This is a genomic window from Embleya sp. AB8 (assembly GCF_049739465.1).
In the GTDB taxonomy this organism is placed as follows: Bacteria; Actinomycetota; Actinomycetes; order Streptomycetales; family Streptomycetaceae; genus Embleya.
Genome location: NZ_JBMHHY010000005.1, coordinates 1 through 17,772 on the forward strand (window position 1 = coordinate 1; position 17,772 = coordinate 17,772).

Annotated in this window: 15 protein-coding genes and 1 riboswitch; of the genes, 7 read left to right on the top strand and 8 right to left on the bottom strand. The window is 72.2% G+C overall.

The window, feature by feature from the left end:
- Nucleotides 1-223: 223 nt before the first annotated feature.
- A complete protein-coding gene (locus tag ABIA38_RS08460) occupies nucleotides 224-1,159 on the bottom strand; it encodes an NlpC/P60 family protein (RefSeq protein ID WP_424637854.1) in 936 nt (311 codons plus the stop codon).
- Nucleotides 1,160-1,165: 6 nt separating this feature from the next.
- A riboswitch (cyclic di-AMP (ydaO/yuaA leader) is annotated at nucleotides 1,166-1,324 on the bottom strand.
- A gap of 534 nt (nucleotides 1,325-1,858) precedes the next feature.
- Between ABIA38_RS08460 and ABIA38_RS08465 the strand changes: the two genes are divergently transcribed.
- Nucleotides 1,859-2,608, top strand: a complete 750-nt coding sequence (locus ABIA38_RS08465; protein WP_424637855.1) for a TIGR04222 domain-containing membrane protein — start codon at nucleotides 1,859-1,861, stop codon at nucleotides 2,606-2,608.
- 21 nt (nucleotides 2,609-2,629) lie between these two features.
- Here ABIA38_RS08465 and ABIA38_RS08470 read toward each other — a convergent pair whose 3' ends face one another.
- From ABIA38_RS08470 to ABIA38_RS08480, 3 genes are all read right to left on the bottom strand, one after another.
- Complete coding sequence (locus ABIA38_RS08470; protein ID WP_424637856.1) at nucleotides 2,630-3,211, bottom strand: TMEM165/GDT1 family protein; 582 nt, start codon at nucleotides 3,209-3,211, stop codon at nucleotides 2,630-2,632.
- A 740-nt stretch (nucleotides 3,212-3,951) separates the two neighbouring features.
- Entirely contained in the window at nucleotides 3,952-4,458 is a 507-nt protein-coding gene (locus ABIA38_RS08475; protein WP_424637857.1) for a TetR/AcrR family transcriptional regulator, read from the bottom strand.
- 29 nt (nucleotides 4,459-4,487) lie between these two features.
- Entirely contained in the window at nucleotides 4,488-4,808 is a 321-nt protein-coding gene (locus tag ABIA38_RS08480; RefSeq protein WP_424637858.1) for a DMT family transporter, read from the bottom strand.
- A 136-nt stretch (nucleotides 4,809-4,944) separates the two neighbouring features.
- Between ABIA38_RS08480 and ABIA38_RS08485 the strand changes: the two genes are divergently transcribed.
- On the top strand, nucleotides 4,945-5,556 hold the full coding sequence (locus tag ABIA38_RS08485; protein ID WP_424637859.1) for a uridine kinase family protein: 612 nt from the start codon (nucleotides 4,945-4,947) through the stop codon (nucleotides 5,554-5,556).
- Nucleotides 5,557-5,592: 36 nt separating this feature from the next.
- On the opposite strand, the gene ABIA38_RS08490 is transcribed toward ABIA38_RS08485, so the two are convergent.
- From ABIA38_RS08490 to ABIA38_RS08500, 3 genes are all read right to left on the bottom strand, one after another.
- Nucleotides 5,593-6,138: a DinB family protein gene (locus ABIA38_RS08490; RefSeq protein WP_424637860.1), complete on the bottom strand. Its 546-nt coding sequence runs from the start codon at nucleotides 6,136-6,138 to the stop codon at nucleotides 5,593-5,595.
- A 217-nt stretch (nucleotides 6,139-6,355) separates the two neighbouring features.
- Complete coding sequence (locus tag ABIA38_RS08495) at nucleotides 6,356-8,479, bottom strand: hypothetical protein (protein ID WP_424637861.1); 2,124 nt, start codon at nucleotides 8,477-8,479, stop codon at nucleotides 6,356-6,358.
- A gap of 1 nt (nucleotide 8,480) precedes the next feature.
- Nucleotides 8,481-8,897, bottom strand: a complete 417-nt coding sequence (locus ABIA38_RS08500) for a WXG100 family type VII secretion target (RefSeq protein WP_424637862.1) — start codon at nucleotides 8,895-8,897, stop codon at nucleotides 8,481-8,483.
- Between the two features lie 319 nt (nucleotides 8,898-9,216).
- On the opposite strand from ABIA38_RS08500, the gene ABIA38_RS08505 reads away from it, so the two are divergent.
- Complete coding sequence (locus ABIA38_RS08505) at nucleotides 9,217-9,945, top strand: flavodoxin family protein (RefSeq protein WP_424637863.1); 729 nt, start codon at nucleotides 9,217-9,219, stop codon at nucleotides 9,943-9,945.
- A gap of 28 nt (nucleotides 9,946-9,973) precedes the next feature.
- On the opposite strand, the gene ABIA38_RS08510 is transcribed toward ABIA38_RS08505, so the two are convergent.
- Entirely contained in the window at nucleotides 9,974-10,600 is a 627-nt protein-coding gene (locus ABIA38_RS08510; protein WP_424637864.1) for a histone deacetylase, read from the bottom strand.
- A gap of 392 nt (nucleotides 10,601-10,992) precedes the next feature.
- Between ABIA38_RS08510 and ABIA38_RS08515 the strand changes: the two genes are divergently transcribed.
- The 4 genes from ABIA38_RS08515 (at nucleotide 10,993) to ABIA38_RS08530 (ending at nucleotide 17,762) form a co-directional block, all read left to right on the top strand.
- Nucleotides 10,993-12,021 carry an MDR family NADP-dependent oxidoreductase gene (locus ABIA38_RS08515; protein WP_424637865.1) on the top strand — a complete coding sequence of 343 codons (1,029 nt, stop codon included), beginning with the start codon at nucleotides 10,993-10,995 and terminating at the stop codon, nucleotides 12,019-12,021.
- 370 nt (nucleotides 12,022-12,391) lie between these two features.
- Nucleotides 12,392-12,958 (top strand): GNAT family N-acetyltransferase, encoded by a 567-nt coding sequence (locus ABIA38_RS08520; RefSeq protein WP_424637866.1) that lies wholly within the window; start codon nucleotides 12,392-12,394, stop codon nucleotides 12,956-12,958.
- Between the two features lie 49 nt (nucleotides 12,959-13,007).
- Nucleotides 13,008-15,953, top strand: coding sequence for a helix-turn-helix transcriptional regulator (locus ABIA38_RS08525; RefSeq protein ID WP_424637867.1), 2,946 nt, complete (start codon nucleotides 13,008-13,010; stop codon nucleotides 15,951-15,953).
- A gap of 81 nt (nucleotides 15,954-16,034) precedes the next feature.
- Nucleotides 16,035-17,762: an ATP-binding cassette domain-containing protein gene (locus ABIA38_RS08530; protein WP_424637868.1), complete on the top strand. Its 1,728-nt coding sequence runs from the start codon at nucleotides 16,035-16,037 to the stop codon at nucleotides 17,760-17,762.
- The last annotated feature ends 10 nt before the right edge of the window (nucleotides 17,763-17,772 follow it).

A 17,772-nucleotide genomic window follows, 5' to 3' on the forward strand; every position in this document is an offset into this window, starting at 1 on the left:
GGCCGGCGTGTTGCTTTTCCCGGCCCCGCGGGCCCTTCCCCGTGGGGGGGGGGGCGCGCGGGGGGGGGGGGGGGGGGGGGGGGCGCCCCCCCCCCGGGGGGGGGGGGGGGCCGGGGGGGGGGGGGGCCCCCACGGCGCCGAAGAACACATCCCACTGCCGGGCTGTGCGGTTGGCTCACGACCCGTCGGCGAGGCAGTGGCAGCCTTGCCGGGCCGGTTGCGATCAGGCCGGGCGGGTGGCGCCGGCGATCGGCATGGTGTTGATCGAGGCGATCTCGACCGGCTTGCGCGAGTTGGCGGCGTGCACCATCTTGCCGTCGCCGATGTAGATGCCGACGTGGCTGATGCCCGAGTAGAAGAACACCAGGTCACCGGGCTGCAGGTTGGCGATCGACACGTGCGGGTCGGCGGCGAACTGGTCGTTGGTCACCCGGGGCAGCGAGACGCCCGCCGACTGGTACGCGGCCTGGACCAGACCCGAGCAGTCGTACGCGTTCGGGCCGGTGGCGCCGTACACGTACGGCTTGCCGACCTGCGCCTTGGCGAACGCCACGGCCTGGGCGGCCTTGCTCGACGCGGTCGACGAGCCGCCGCCGGTGCTCGGCTGGGCCGGGATCTTGGCGGCGGGCTTGACCGACACGTCGGCGGACGGCTTGCTCGCCGGCTTGGCGGTGGCCGGGTCGGGGGTGACCGTGCTCTTCGGCTTGACCGTGATGCTCGGCTTGGCCGGGGTGTCGGCCGTGGCGGGTGCCGTGGCCGAGCCGGTCAGCTTGAGGGACTGGCCGATCTCGATCAGGTCCGGACCCGACGGCAGCACCTCGCGGTTGAGCTCGTACAGGCTCTGCCACCCGCCGGTGATCTGGTTGGTGACGGCGAGCTGGGACAGCGTGTCGCCGGCCTTGACCAGGTACGCGGCCTTGTCGGCGACCGCGGGGGCCTCGGTCTGGACCGGGGCGCTCTCGACCGCGGCGGTCGGCGCCGCGGACAGTACGGCGGAGGCGCCCGAGGGGGCCTGCTCGGTGGTGGGGACCTGCGCGTGGGCGGCACCGGCGCCGGCCACCGGGAGCACGGCACCCATGCCGGCGATGCCCACCGCCGCGACGAAGCGGCGGACGTTGGCGGGTCGAGCGGCGCGATGGCGAGCGTTTGCGGACAGCATGAAATGGGGTCCTCTCCTGTCGCCTACGAGGTGAGCTGTCGGATTCGGACTGGAGCAGCCCGGTCGCGCAACACGCGACTTCACCCCTAGCCGTCACCGGAACGATCCCGGCCACGGCGATTCACCTGGTTCCCCCGCTCCCGTCGGATTCTTCGATGTAGAGCTCCCGCTGCCGGCGACGGGATTCGGCGTACCGGCGGCAGGGTTCACCCGAAAGGTGAATCGGCGAGAAAGGTAGGCAATGCGGATGCGGGTTCACAACCGAATCGCCGGCTTTGGGCGGGGGGTAAAGGCGGAATAAAGGCGACATCTCGGCCGGCATCGGACTCGGCGCACCGGCGGTGACGAGGGGATATCTCGGAGAGTGGCGTGACGATCCGGTAACCCAAAATAATCAAGATTGATCGCCGGGCACCGAAAATGAATTACGACCCGAAGTCGGCTATATAATTTATGTCCGTTTCATCCCTGCGTTCTACGTCACATTCGGGCCGAACGACGCAACCCTCGACTCGGCGACGAGGGGTCTCCCCCGGACGCGAGCCCGGCAAGGCGTCATCGTGATGGACAGGGGCGCCACGACGAGCGTGCCGCTCGGGGGACCACCGGGGGGTGGCCATGATTGCCGCAATCGCAACAGGCGGGCACATCGCGACGGAGGGACTGTCGGGCGGCCCGGCGTGGATGCACCCTCGGGGGTTGGACCTGCCGACGGGGACCAGCGCGCTGCTCCTCGGGTCGGCGTACGCCTGTCTGGTCTGCGTCGCGGTGATCCACCTGGTCCGGGCCCGGCGCCTGGCCGGGCTGCGCCGCCACCCCGCCCCGCCCGCCGCCGGACGTGTCCTCGACATCTGGGAAATCGCCCTGCTGGTCGACGGCCCGACGCGGCTCGCACAGGTGACGATCGTGCACATGCTCGGTCGGGGGCGGGCGGTGATCGGCAAGGACCACTCGATCGGGCTGCTCGCGGCCGAACCGGAGGACGAGTACGAGCGGATGGTGTTCGACGCGGTGGGCCCCCAGCGGACCGCTCCGGTCGAGTCGGTCGTGGCTCGGATCGCCGAGTCCACGCCGACGGCCGGTTGGCGACCGACGTGGGCACGACTCGAACGCGACGGACTGCTGTTGCCCGAAGGGGCGGCGGAGCGTGGCGCCCGCACCATGACCAACCTGATGGGCATCGGCTTCGTGCTGACCTTCGTCTCCCTGGCGGTGGGCTACATCGGCCCCCTGACGATCGGCTACTTCCTGTTGTGGCCGGCCGTGGGCTTCGTCTTCCTGCGGCCCTTCGCTCCGCAGACCACGGTCGGCCGGGCCTGGGTCACTGCGCTGCGAACCGACACCCCCGCATACGTACCGACCCGGGTCGCGGTCTTCGGCCCCCGGGAGATCCCGGACCGGCTCGCCCGCGCGGCCCTGACCCCACCGCGCCCCTCGCCGATCGACTGAACCTCGGATCCGACCGATACCTCAGACGAAGATCTCCACCACCGACCAGATCGCCAAACCGAGCATGCACACGCCACCAACCCGCTGCACCGTCTGCAGCGGCACGCGGTTGGCGATGAACCGCCCGGCGAGCAACGCCAGCGCGGACACCGCCATCAACGCGGCGGCCGAGCCGATCGCGGTCGACCAGGTGCCGTTGGTCGCGGCCAGGTTGGCGGTGGTGATCTGGGTCAGATCGCCCCACTCGCTGATGAACACGGCCATGAAGGCGGTCGAGAACACCGGCCAGAAACCGACGACCCGCCTGCCGCCGGCGCCCTCGTCGTCTCCGTCCACGCCACCGCGCAGCAGCATGAAGGCGCCGACGCCGAACAGCGCGGCGGACACGACCTGAACGATCCACCCGGGCAACATCCCGAGTAGCCCGCCCGCCCCGACGGCGAGCGCGACATGCACGATGAACGCGGCGGAGGTGCCGAACCAGACGAAGAGCGGCCGCATACGGGTGCCCATGGCAAGCGACGCGAACATCGTCTTGTCGGGCAGTTCGGCGACGAAGATCAGCCCGAAGGCGGTCAGAATCGCCAGGGGATCGAGATGCATGTGTGGGTGGCTTCCTACGAGAGCCGGGCCCGGGATCTCCACGAAGCGCCACACTCGGCAGCCGGAGGACCACTCGACCCGGCATGACAAAGCGGACATGTCATTACCTGGTCGAAGGTCTCGCCCACCCGTGACCTTCCACGGGCCCGGCCACCGGGAGCCAAAAGACTCCAGCATGTCGACAACCGGTTCACGGGGCTACTCCCCTTCGCACCGCGAACCCTACCGCACCAACGAACCCACACCACGCGCCGACGCGGACGGTAGCCGAGCAGCCCCAGCCGGTCCGGCACTCGAGGACAAGGGGACCACCCGATCGATCCGGCGCCCGATGACGACGAGCCACAGGCCGCGCCCCCGCACGATGGGGGTCGACCACCCCTCCAGCCCGTCCGGCGTTTGAGGACGGCGAGCCGCAGACTGCATGCCGACGCGTCGGCGGCCGAGCATCCCCAGCCGGTCCGGCGCCTGAGGACAGGCGGGCCGCCGCCTCCAGCCGGTCCGGCGTTTGAGGACGGCGAGCCGCAGGCAGCGTGCCGACGCGTCGGTGGCCGAGCATCCCCAGCCGGTCCGGCGTTTGAGGACGGCGAGCCGCAGGCTGCGTGCCGACGCGCCAGCGGCCGAACAGCCCCAGCCGGTCCGGCGTTTGAGGACGCCGAGCCGCAGGCTGCGTGCCGACGCGATGGCGGCCAAGCAACCCAGCCCGTCCGGCGTTTGAGGACAAAAGCCCCCCGCCGACTTCACGCGTCGAGGCACCGACCCAGCGCCCACCGGAGCTGGCCCTCGTCCAACGCCGCGCCCAACGTGAGTACCTGCAACATCGTCCCGTCCAGCACCGCCACCACCCCCGCCGCCGCCCGTGCCCCCACGCGCGGCGACAGGAACCCGCCGACCCCCTCGACCCACGCCCGGGCGAACCCGCGTAGTTCCGGGCTGCGCGCCGCCGCCAGATACAGCTCGTATTCGAGCAACGCCCGCGACCGGTCCGCGAGGTACTCCGCGGTGAGCGCGGTGAGCACGCCGGCCGGATCGTCGCTGTCCCGGGTCCGCTCCGCCCACTCGGCGACCAGTTCCACCGTCTCCGCCGACGCGTGCGCCAAGGCCGCCGCGACCAGGTCGTCCAGCGAAGCGAAGTAGTACGTCGTGGCCCCCAACGGAACCCCGGCCCGAGCCGCGACCAGGCGATGCGTCGTGTTCCCCACGCCCACCTCCGCGATCACCTCGCACGCCCCTCGCAGGATCAGCAACCGCCGCCCCGCCGGATCCCGGGCCGCGCTCAGTGCGCACCGCCGACGTTCAACACCGCGACCCCCGCGATCACCAACGCCATCCCCAACGCCTTGGCCGGTGTCATCGGCTCGTTCAGGAACACCGCCCCGATCAACGCGATGGCCACCGTCCCGAGCCCCGACCAGATCGCATACGCCGTACCCACCTGCAACTGCCGCAACGACAACGTCAGCAGATAGAACGCCCCCGCGTAGCCGGCCAGACACGTGAGCGTCGGCCACACCCGGGTGAACCCCTCCGTACTCTTCAGCAGACTCGTCGCGAGCACCTCGCACGAGATCGCCAATCCCAGGAACAGCCAGGCCACGGACCCCTCCCCTCCGACCACACGCACCGCGTACCCACCGCGTACCCACCGACTGGTACAGATGTACAAGTACAAATGTACAAGAGCACCCGAGCCGCCCGCCGGCCCCGATCCGCACACCACGTAGGCTGCCCGGATGCCCACCCGCCTGGCCGCGCGCGTCGTCGCACTGCCGCCGTCCATCGGCGCGACCCGACTGATCGCCGTCGACGGCATCGGCGGCTCGGGCAAGACCACCTTCGCCGACGCCCTGGCCACCCACCTGGCCGGCGCGCCCGTCGTCCGCCTGGACGACTTCGCCCGCCCGGGCGACTTCTTCGGCTGGCTGCCGCGCCTGCGCGAGCAACTGCTCGAACCGCTCGCCCGCCGCGAACCGGCACGCTGCGACACCTACGACTGGGCCGGCTACCGAATCAGCGGCTACAGCGAGGTGCCGCCCGCGCCGGTGCTGATCCTGGAGGGTGTCGGCGCGGCCCGCCGCGAACTCGGCCCGGTCACCGCGCTACGCATCCGCGTGGACACCCCGCCCGCCCTCGCCGCCGCCCGCACCCTGGACCGGGACGGCCCGCAACTGGCCTGGTTCTGGCGGCTGTGGCGGGCCGCCGAAGCCGCCCACCTGGCCGCGGACCGCCCCTGGGAGCGCCCCCACGTCCGGGTCGACGGAGGCACCCCGGCGCCGGCGTGCCCGTACCCCCTGCCCACCACACCCTGGACCGCGCCCCGATCCCGCCAACCCGACCCCACCTGAACCCGATCCGACCTGAACCCGATCCGACTCGACGGGTCACATCCCGGCCGCCCCGTCGAGGCGCTCGCGCAGCAGGTCCGCGTGCCCGTTGTGCCGGGCGTACTCGGCGATCTGATTCACCAGCAGCCAACGCAGCGAGAACGGCTCGCCCGTCGTCCGCCGAATCCCGGTCCCGTCCAACGACGCAGCCGCCGTGATCGCCCGGGACCGATCGCACTCCGCCCGCCAGAGCTCGAACGCCTCGGCGGGATCCCCGGCCAGGCTGTCGAAGTCCTGGTCGGGGTCGTCGTCGGAGTAGTACAACAACGGCACGTCCTCGCCCGCGAACTGGATCCGGAACCACCAGCGTTCGACCCCGGCCAGATGCCGGACCAGCCCGTGCAACGACATGCCGGACGGCGCGATGGACCGCTCCGACAGCAGATCCGCCGCCAGACCCGCGCACTTGAGCTCGAACGTGGCCCGATGCCAGTCCAGGAAGCCGGTCAGGATCTCCCGCTCGTCGCCGAGATCCGAGGGTGCGGTGCGGGTGTCGGCGCTCCACCGGGGGGAACGGTGCAGCGGCACGCTGGGCTCGGTCATGATCGGCCTCTCCATCATTTCGGGGCAGCCGAGTCTGCCCGACGGCACCGACATCGCACCACGCGCCGCCCACCACGCCACGCGCCGCGCACCACGCCGCACGCGAGCCGCCGCCCGGACGCCCGAGGCACGTCCGGACGGCGGCCTGCTCACCCGGCGGCGGAAGTCGAAACAGCAGCCGAAACAGCAGCCCAAACAGCAGCCGAAACGACCCGTCCTACTTCCGCCCCAACCGCCGCGCCGCGATGTCCATCGCGTTGCCGCGCCGCTCCTCCGCCAGATCGGCGATCTCCGACTGGCTGGTGTCGTTGGTGCGCGCGTACTCCTCCGCCATCGCCTTCGAACTGGACCACCCGCTCCAGTAGTTCTCGGTCCGGCTCAGCCCCGACTTGTGTTCGAGCCCGGCGGTGTCCGCGGCCAGCGCGTGTGCCGTGTACACGTCCATCATCCGCCCGGCCGGGATGCCTACCTGCGGGATGTAGCTGAGGATCTGCGCGCCGGCCAGGTATTGGTACTTCCGGTTCCACATCGCATCGGTGACCCCCGCCTCGCGGGCCGAGACGATCGCCTCGTCCCGCAGACCGTCCATGGTGCCCAGCGCGTTGAACGCCTTCCGGGCGTCGACGTCCATCGCGGGCAGCGCGCCGGGCGCCTTGACCACCGGATGCGCGGCCAATACGTCGGCGGCGTGTTGCACCGTCGCGCCGTGCATCACCGCGAATGCCTCCGGGTCGTTGCCCGCGCCGGTGATCACCCGCATCAGGTCCTGGTCGTGGAACATCGGCCCGTTCTGGGCGTCCTTGGCCACGAGTTGGTCGTAGACCCCGTCGCCCATGAAGGACGCGACCAGGTTGCCGACGCTGTCCCGCAGGTTCGCCGGGAACTTGCCCTGCTTGCCGTCCTCTCCGCCGAGCGCGGCGACCGTGTCGCGCATGATCTGCTTCATCGTCTCGTCGTGCGGCGGGTGCGCGCCGGCGGGCAGACCGTACCCCCCGGTGGGCACCTGCCCGGTGGCCGCGGCCTCCAACGCCCGACCCAACTGGTCGTACCCGGGCGGGTTGTACCCCTTGGGGATCGGTCCCACCCCGTCCCAGTCCGGCAACCAGTGCCGGCCCTTGAGCATGTAGGCCACCTCGCCCGGATGTTTGGCGGGATCGAAGAACTCCTTCGCCGCCTCGGGGTTGTTGCCGAAGGCGGCCATCAGCCCGGTCATCGGGTCGAGCCCCGCCCCGTGTCCGCCGGCGATGTCGAGTCGGAACCCGTTGTACATCGCACCCGACGGGGTGTTCTTGATCCATACGGCGGGATCGTCCCGCTCCATGGCGCGCATGTCCTGGCCGATCAGGCGCAGGAAATCGGTGTCCTGATGCCCGGTGTCCAGCAGGGTGCCGAGGAGTTGGTAACCATAGGGCTGAAACGAATACAGCCCGATGTCGATCTTCTCCCGCCCGGCGCGCATGAGTTCGTCGACCCAGGCGCGGTCGACGTGCGGCCCGGGACCCTTGCCGGTGCCGGCGGCCAATATCCGGCCGAGGTCGGCCTGCATCGCCTTGAGGTCGTCCAGTTGGTCCTTGGGCACATCGCCGCCGCCGAGCTTGGCGAGCATGCCCGTCAGCCACAGTGTGCCGCGTGGGCCCTCGCGGTTCAGGAAAGGCGTGGCGAACGCCGGATCGTCGGCGTTGGCCGCGAGCAGATTGCGCAGTTCGGCGCGTTCGGCCGGACTGAGCATCATCAGCTTGTCGGCCAACTCGGTGGCCCGGCGCGCGTCCTGCTCCGGACCCGCGCCGATCGCCTTGCCGTTGAACCGCTTCGGGTCGTCGCCCCGGGTGTCCGAGTTCAGCGCGAACGCGGCGCGCTGATCGGCGGCGGTGGCCTCGGTGAGCGCCTTGCCGATACGATCCGCGATGCCCTGGGCGGCCTCCTTGAACGGTTTGGTGGCCGCGTCGTAGTCGTCCGGCGCCAGGTTGCGGGCATATGGCGGTGCCGTCCAGTGCACGCCGCCGGTGTCGTCCACGGTCAGCTTCTGGTCGACCGCGTCGGCGATCGCCTTGGTCAGGTGCTCCTTCGCGGTCTTGAGGTCGCTCGCCGCGTCGAGCAGCACCGTGCGCAGCGCCGCCGCCTCGGTGTGCGCGTCCTCGATCTGGCTTGACATGCCGCGCAGTTCGCCGATTCCGGCGTTGGCCTCGCTGCCCTTCCAGGCGCCGTTCGCGAGTGGGGAGACCACGTCGCGGTCCACGTCGCCGTGCTGGGTGTGCATCCGGTCGGGCAGTGTGGCCCACACCTCGGCGGCGGTGGTGAGGGTGCCCAGATCCACGTCACGCAGGTGGATGAAGTCGACCATGTCAGCCTCCGAAATTGGTGCAGACGGTTCCCTCGGTGGTACGCCAATTGCCTGCCGTGGTAGTCAGGTTCCCGGCCCGGCCGGCGAGTGTGTCGGCGACCGCGATGGTCCGGTCGTGCCAGGCGTTGTGCGCGCCGTCGACCGCCTTGGCCAGGTCGAAGCCGGCCAGGGCCTTGGCCACCGGTTCGAGCGCGGTGACGCCCTTGAGGCCGGTGCTGCGAAAGTCGCCCGCGATCTCGCGCAGTCGGCCGGCGGCGGTGTCGAGCGTGCCCGGCTCGACGTGTACATCCGGCGCCTGCGGCTTGCAACCGGGGCGCGGGTTGGGCGTGTTCGCCGCACTGCTCGATGTCGCGGCGAACGGACTCCGGGTCGGCCGGGGCATCCCCGGATTGATTATCGAGTCGAAATCGGTCGTCATGGTGTAACCCCCGAGTCACCAGTGCGATGTGTGTCGTACATCCGCGGTACCACCCGGCCATCCAAGACCACCGGCCCGGTGTGATCAACAGATCCGAGCGGATCACGGCGGATGATGCGGGATCGGGACCGTACGGCGGGGCACGATCGCCGACGAGCGGTCGCGGACCGCCGTGGCCGACCGCCGTTGCCGACCGCCGTCGGGACTGCCGTCGGGGACCGCCGTCGGGACCGCGACGCGCCGCCGAATGTGCCGGGGATCGGGGCGCCGGCGGGGGACGCTGGCCGCGAACACCCCTACCGACCCTTGGGAGCCTCCGATGACCGACCTCGAACCACCCCCGCCCGCCCGCTACGACGATCTGCGCGCGCTCTTCGTCAACTGCACGCTCAAGCGCTCACCCGAGGTCAGCAACACCCAGGGCCTGGTGGACGTCAGCCGCCGGATCATGACCCGACACGGGGTGACGGTCGATCAGATCCGGGCCGTGGACCACGACATCGCCACCGGGGTATGGCCGGACATGAGCGACCGGGGCTGGCCGGGCGACGAATGGCCGGCGCTGTACGAACGGGTGATGGCCGCGGACATCCTGGTCCTGGCCGGGCCGATCTGGCTCGGCGACAACAGCTCCGTGCTCAAGCGGGTGGTCGAGCGGTTGTACGCGTGTTCGAGCCTGCTCAACGACGCCGGGCAGTACGCCTACTACGGGCGCGTCGGTGGTTGTCTGATCACCGGGAACGAGGACGGCGTCAAGCACTGCGCGATGAACGTGCTGTACAGCCTCCAACACCTGGGCTACACCATCCCGCCCCAGGCGGACGCGGGTTGGATCGGCGAGGTGGGGCCGGGGGCGTCCTATCTGGACCCCGGTTCGGGCGGCCCGGAGAACGACTTCACCAACCGCAACACCACGTTCATGACCTGGAACCTGCTGCACCTGGCCCGGCTGCTGAAGGACGCGGGCGGGATGCCGGCGTACGGCAACCAGCGGGCCGGCTGGGACGCGGGGTGCCGGTACGACTTCGAGAACCCCGACTATCGCTGAGGTTCGGTCGGGCCTCGGTCGAGTGTTGTCACGCGCCCGGGTCGGCCAGCGCGGCGATCGCCCTGGCGGTCCAGGCACCGGCGGCACCCGGGCAACCGGCCAGGTAGCGCGCGGCGCGGCGGCGGGACCAGCCGTGCGCTTCGGCCAGGCCGGAGGTGAGGTGGCGCAGGTAGGCGGCGGCGGGTGGGGTCCAGGCGACGTCGGCGCTGCGCCACGGGGCGGTCAGGGTGAGCATCGGGCGGCCGTCGACGTCCCCCACTCGGACGATCGTCTCGTAGCGTCCCGGGCCCAGGGTCAGCCGGCCGGTGGTCGCCAGGGCGGCCGGGTCGAGGTCGGTCCCGGGCGGGCGGTACATCTCCTGCGCGGCCAGATCGGCGAACTGGGCGGCGGTCAGCAGGTAGGCCCGGCCGGGGATGCGACCACGATCCAGCGGGTCGTACAGCGCGAGCCCACCGGTCCACACCGGGGACTCGAGGGCGAAGTACAACCGCCCGGGCAGTACGACGGCGCGGCTCGCGCGCGGGTCGGCGGGGTCCCGGCTGCCGGGATAGACCCGGGCCCCACCGGGCGGCCGACCGCCACGCAGGTAGTAGGCAAGCCGAGCGGCATGCATGTTGGACCCGTACGCGGCATACCAGACAAGATCGGACCCCACGCCCGCAGCCTAGCGGCGCGACCCGGCACGATCGGCCGGGCCACGCGGCTCGCGGGGGCGTTCTTGTGTCGGATCGTTCTCCGGCGGCGCGGTGGCCCGACGGCGGGTTGAACGAGTCCAATTGGTCTCGGTCGCGGCGTGGACGCGGCGGCGGCCAGGGTGGTCGAGTGTGGAGGAATCCGCCGTTTCGGCGGCCCGTGGTGGAAGAAACCCGCCAAATCCCCGGCCGGATCGCGACCCGCCGCACCGACCACAGCAGGGTGGACCCATCGGCCGACACACCGGCCGACCCGTCGACCGATCGGCCGGCCGACGTGTACCGACACCCGTACCGCCACCCGTGCCGACACCCGCGTCGCCCGTTCGGCCGGTCCCACATCCCGGGAGCACCCATGTCCGCCCTGCCCGCCACCGTCCGCGAGGTCCGCCTCGTCGACTACCCCACCGGCCTGCCCACCCCCGAACATCTGGCCGTGGTCGAGGTGCCGATGCCGGTGCCGGGGCCCGGCGAAGTGCTGGTCCGCAACCGCTGGTTCCGGGTCTTCGCGTCGATGCGCATGGTGATCGGCGGAGCCGTCGAGGGCACTCCGTACCCCGTGCTGCGCCCGGGTGACGCGCTCGCCGGAGCGGCGATCGGCGAGGTGGTCCGCGCGCCCGCCGACAGCGCGCTGCGCCCGGGCGATCTGGTCGAACACTGGCTGGGCTGGCGGGAGTACGCCGTACTGTCCGCGACCGAGTGCGTGCCGCTCGGTGACGTGCTGCCCGATCCGATCGCGCACCTGTCCCAGGGCTGGACGGCGTACGCGGCGCTGACCCGAGGGCTGCGCATTCGCCCCGGCGACACCGTATTCGTCGCCGGCGCCGCCGGTGCGATCGGCTCGATGGCCGGGCAGCTCGCCAGGCTCCTGGGCGCCGGCCGGGTGATCGGCAGCACCGGCAGCCGGGCGAAGGCCGACCGCCTGGTGGCCGAACTCGGCTACGACGCGGCCGTGGTGCGCGGCGCGGGACCGATCGCCGACCAGTTGGCCGAGGCCGCGCCGGAGGGCATCGACGTACTGTTCGACAACGTCGGCGGCGAGCAACTGCGGGCCGCCGTCACCGCCGCCCGCCCGGCGGCCCGGTTCGTCCTGATCGGCGCGCTGTCCGGGCAACTCGCCGAACACGGCGCCGGCACCTCGGCGATGGTGGAGCTGGACTCGTTCCAACTCGTCCTCAAGCGCCTGGAACTGCGCGGGTTCAGTGCCGACGACGTCGAGGACGCGGCCACCCGGGCCGAATGGCTGGACCGATTCGGCGGCTGGCTCCGCTCCGGCGCGATCCGCTTCCCGCACGTACGACTGACCGGGATCGACCAGGCGCCGCGCGCCCTCCCGGACGTGATTGCGGGACGGCACCTGGGCACGGTACTGGTCGAGTTGTAGGCCAGGGGTCTGGTCCGGGGCGGCCCAGCGCCCGGTGCTGCCGTCGAGGAATCCGCGCAGCACGTCGGCTTCGCTGTTCGCGGTGCGCGGCGGAGGGGTGTTGTTGCGACGGGTGGCGGTGGGCACGGCGTTCTCCTTGCGTGGCGTTGGTGGCGCGGGTCGATTCGGTCGAGGCGGTTTCCTTCCCCTCGGGTTCCGTGCGGCCAGTCTCGGCCGAGGGGATGCAGGGCGCCCGCGCGCACGTCCATCCGGACCGCGCGCCTCGGCCGAAGCCATAGCCCCACCCCACCCCCACCCGGCAGGGGTACGCGCCGCCGTGTGCGGCGGAAATTTGCCGGCCCGGGCTCGCCCGTTCCGTCAGGATGCCTTCGTGTCGATCTTTCTGGAGACCTCCCGGCTGGAGTTGCGCGCGTTCACCGAGTCCGACCTGACTCACCTGGTCGACCTGGACGCCGATCCCGAGGTGATGCGGTACCTCAGCGGCGGGTGGGCGACGCCCGCCGACGAGGTTCGGGACACCGTGCTGCCGCGGCTCATGCGGGCGCATCCCGCCTGGGGTCGCCCCGGTTTCTGGGCCGCGCGGGAGCGGGTCGGTGGGCGGTTCGTGGGCTGGTTCGAGTTGCGGCCGGTCGCCGAGGACCGCGCCGACGTGGTCGAGCTCGGATATCGGCTGCGCCGGGACGCCTGGGGGCTCGGCTATGCCACCGAGGGGTCACGTGCCCTGGTCGACAAGGGGTTCGCCGAGCTCGGGGTGCGGGAGGTGACCGCGAACACGATGGCGGTCAACAGCGGTTCTCGGCGCGTCATGGAGAAGGTGGGGCTGACCCTGCTGCGGACCTGGTTCGAGGACTGGTCCGAGCCGATCGAGGGGTCCGAGCACGGTGAGGTCGAGTACGTCCTGACCAGGGACGACTGGGCCCGGCAGGCGGCCCGGTGAGGCCACCCGGCGGATTCGCCCGGCCGGGCCGCATGGGAAGCTGCGCCTTGTGACTGTTCTTGTCGGTATGCCGCTCTTCGTCGGCCGTGAGCCCGAGCTGGGTCGACTTGTCGAGGCGCTGGATGCGGCCGACGGCGGGGAGCCCCGGGTCGTCCTGCTGACCGGGGAGGCCGGCGTCGGCAAGACCCGCCTCCTCGACGAGTTCCTGGCCGCGGCGGCCGACCGCCCCGAGCCGACCTCGGTCGCCGTCGGCGCGTGCCTCGAACTGGGTGCCGAGGGCCTGCCCTTCGCCCCGTTCGCGGCGATCCTGCGCACCCTCGCCGGCACCCTGGGCGACACCTTCGACCCGATGCTCGGCGACCGCCGCGGCGACCTGGCCTGGATCTCGCCCGCGCTCGCCGACGAACCCGTGGCCGGCCCGCCGCCCGAGCGGGCCCGGCTCTACGAGTCCGCGCTGCGCCTGCTCGAGCGGATCGGCGCGGACCGCACCCTGATCGTCGCCTTCGAGGACCTGCACTGGGCCGACTCGGCCACCCGCGAGCTGCTCGCCTTCCTGGTCCGCTCGCTGCGCCGGGGCCGAATCCTGCTGGTCGGCACGCTGCGCGCGGACGCGATGGACCGCAGCCACCCGATGCGCCGCCTGGTCGCCGAACTGGAACGTATCCGTACCGTCGGCCGGCTCGAACTGGGCCGGCTCACCATGCCCCAGGTCGAGGAACACCTCACCGGCCTACTCGGCGAGACCCCCTCGCACGCGCTCACCCGGCAGGTGTACGAGCGCTCCGAGGGCAACGCCTTCTTCGTCGAGGAACTCGCCGACAGCGTCCGCGACGGCCGGCTCACCGGCCTCTCCGACACGTTGCGCGACCTGCTCCTGATCCGGATCGAGCAACTGCCCGAGCAGGCCCGCCGAGTGGTCCGACTGGCCGCCGTCGGCGGTATCGGGGTCGAACACCGCCTGCTCGCCGAGGTGGCCGGCCTGGACCCGGACACCCTGGAGACGGCGCTGCGCGCGGCGGTCTCGGGACACGTACTGGTGGCCGAACCGGACGGCGAGGGCTACTCGTTCCGCCACGCGCTGGTCCGCGAGGCGGCGCTGGAAGACCTGCTCCCGGGCGAACGTATGCGCCGATACACCGCGTTCGCCGAGGCCCTGGACGCCCTGGTGGCACGCGGCGAACTGCCGCTCCACCGGGACCACGTGGAGCGCCGGGCCCGCTACTGGATCGCCGCCGGGCGCCCCGCCGAGGCGCTGCCCGCGAGCGTGGCCGCCGCGGCGGCTGCCGCCGACCGGTACGCGTTCGGCGAGGCCTGGGGGCTGTACGAGAGCGCGATCGCGATGTGGGACCAGGTGCCCGACCCCGAGCGGCTCACCGGTACCACCCTCGCCGCCGTCCTCGACGGGGCCATCGTCGCGGCCCGCTACGACAACTCCGGTGATCGCGAACTCGCGCTGCTGCGGCAGGCGTTGGACCTGGTCGACGAGGACCGCGAGCCGGTCCGCGCGGCGGTGTTGTGGACCCAGCGGTCGAAGACCCTCAGCCGGCTCGGCCACGGCCCCGGGATGCCCGAACTGGAGCACGCGCAGCGGCTGTTGCGGGATCGGCCGGATTCGCCCGAGTACGCGACCGTGCTGATCCGGATGGCCCGCCCGGAGTTCCTGGAGGGGCGCGCCGACCAGGCCCCGCAGATCGCCCGGCGCGCGCTGGACGTGGCCCGACGCCTCGGCGACCACGACATGGTCGCCACCACCCAGCAGACGTTGTCCTGGCTGCTGGCCGGGATCGGCGAGATCGAGGAGGGCCTGGCGCACGGGATCGAGGCGGTCCGGGTCGCCGAGGCGTCCGCCGAGAAGCCGGACACCCTGGTCTACGTGCTCGGCAACTGGGCCTCCGTACTGGAGGGGATCGGCCGGCACGCCGAATCCGTCGAGGCGGCCGGCCGGGCCCTGGACCTCTCCCGCGAGCGCGGCGTGATCCGCAACACCGCCGGGTTCGTCCTGGGCAACCTCGCGGAGAGCCTGTACTCGCTCGGCCGCTGGGACGAGGTGGCCGAGGCGGTGGACCAGGTACGCGAGTACCAGCCCGACGGCTACGCCACCGGGCACGCCGAACGGGCCCTGGCCCTGGCCCACTTGGCCCAGGGCAAGCTGACCGAGGCGAGCACCCGACTGGCTCGCGCGCAGGAGGCCGGGCGCGCCGGCTACCAGGAGGCCCAGCACCGGATCCCGCAGTCCGCCGCCGAGTTGGCCCTGGCCCGGGCCCTGGGCCGGCGCGCCGAAGTCCGCGAGATCGTGGACGCCGAACTGCGGGCCGGCTTCCCGATCGGCAACCAGCGGTTCGCCCTGCCGCTGCTGATCGAGGCGACCCGCGCGTACGCCGAGGACGAGGCGACCGAGCAGACCCGGGCCGTGCTGCGCCGGATCCGGGCCGCCGGCACGGCACTTGCCGTGGACTGCGAGCTGGACCGGGTCCAGGCGCTCACCCTGGTCGCGCACCTGGACCGGGCCGAGGGCACCGACACCGTGGCGCAGTGGCAGGAGGTCGCCGCGGCCTGGGCGACCACCACGCAGCCGTATCCGACCGCCGTCGCGCAGGTCGACCTGGGTGCCGCGCTGGTGGCCGCCGGCGACCGGGCCGGCGCCGCCGAGGCGCTCGGCCGGGCCCACGATGCGGCGGAACGACTCGGCGCCGCGCCGCTGCGCGAGCAAATCGAGCTGCTGGCCCGCCGCGCCCGGCTCGAACCGGCCGGGCGATCCACCACGCGCCCCGCCCACCGGGCCGGCGAACTGACGCCCCGGGAACGGGAGGTACTGCGTCTCCTGGTCGACGGGCGGACCAACCGACAGATCGCCGAGACGCTGTTCATCAGTGTCAAGACCGCCAGCGTCCATGTGTCCAACATCCTGGCCAAGCTGGAGGTGGCCACCCGCGGCGAGGCCGCCGCCCTCGCCCACCGGGTCCGCCTGCTCGACGAGCCCCCCGCTCCTCGATAGGGCGGGTGGGGTGACCGCGCCGAGCGGAGCGGCTATACATGACCCGTTCGGGAATTCGGGGCACCGACGGGGGAGTTGGTCATGGGGGAGCACGGGGTGCGGGTCGTGGCCTGCGGTGTGGGGCGAACACTCGGCGGACGTACCGTACTTCGGGACGTCTCCCTGGTCGCCGAGGCCGGCGAGGTCTCGGCCATCGCGGGCAGCAGTGGCTCGGGCAAGACCACGCTGCTCGACACCCTGGCCGGGATCCGGCTGCCGAGCGCCGGCGACGTGCGGCACGACGGCGGGCGGCCCGACGCGTACGGCCTCGGCTACGTACCGCAGGACGACATCCTGCATCGGGCGCTGCCGTTGGCCCACAGCCTGCGCTACGCCGCCGCGCTGCGTGGCCCGGTGGTCGAGGGTGTGGACGCCGCCGTCGCCCGCACCCTGGCCGCGCTGGGGCTGACCGGGTGCGCGGGCCGTCGGGTCGGCGCGCTCAGCGGCGGCGAGCGCAAGCGGGCGAGCATCGCGGTCGAACTGCTCACCCGCCCACGGGTGTTGTTCCTGGACGAGCCGACCTCCGGCCTGGATCCGGCCGCTGCGGCGGAACTGCTGGCCGTACTGCGCGAGTTGGCCCGAGCCGGCACCACCGTCGTGCTCACCACCCATGCCCCGGCCGACCTGACCCGCTGCGACCGGGTGGCCTTCCTGGCCCCGGACGGGCGACTCGCCTATGTCGGCCACCCGAGGGCGATGCGCGCACACTTCGGCGTCGAGACGGAGGCCGACGTGTATGCCGCGGTGGCCGCCCGCGGCGCGAGCGTGGACGCCGGACGCGAGCCGGAGCTGATCCTGGAACCCGAAGTCGGGGCACTGGAACCGGAGTTGGGGGTCGGCGCGGACACCGTCCGAGAGCCCGGAGGCGAACCCGGCGCCGAACCCGAAGCCGAACCGAAAGCCGACTCCACCCCACGCCGCCCGGCCGCCGGCCCCGGACCCGCCCTGCGCCAGTGGGCCATCCTCGCCCGCCGCGACCTCGAACTGCTCACCCGCGACCGGCTGACCGCCGCGATGCTGATCGGCTCGCCGCTGGTGATCGTGGCCATGTTCGCGACGTTGTTCCGACCCGGCGCGTTCGATGCGTTCGAGCCGAGTCCCTCCGGGGCCGCGATGATCCTGTTCTGGATCGCATTCGGCGGCTTCTTCTTCGGGCTGACCTACGGGTTGTTGCAGATCTGCGTGGAGTTGCCGATCGTCCGCCGCGAGCGGCTGACCGTATTGCGGGTTGGGCCCTACCTGGCGGCCAAGTTCACCGTTCTGCTGCCGATCCTCGCGCTCGCCGACCTGCTGTTGCTCGCGGTGTTGCGCGCGATGGACCGGCTGCCCGCCGAATCCTGGGGAGTGTACGGATCCCTCCTGGTCACCCTGCTGCTCGCCTCCACCGCCGCGCTCGCGCTCGGGCTGCTGACCTCCGCCGCGGTCACCGAGGTCGGGCAGGCCACATTGATGTTGCCGCTGTTGTGCTTTCCGCAGGTGTTGTTCTCCGGCGCGTTCGTGCCGGTGCCGCGGATGCCGGCGGTCGGGCACACGCTCAGCTATGCGATGACCAACCGGTGGGCGTTCGAGGCGCTCGGCAGCGATCTGGACCTGTCGAGCCGCTGGGAGCACAGCCGTTCGGTACTCGGGCCGCCGCTGCTCGCCTCCTACGGGGACAGCTTCGACCACTTGCCGGCGCTCGGCTGGGCCGTACTGGCGGGCTGCGCCGTGCTGTTCGTGGCTGCGACCGCCGCGCTGCTGACCCGGCGCTGCCCCCGCGCGGGACGTTGAGCCCCGCACC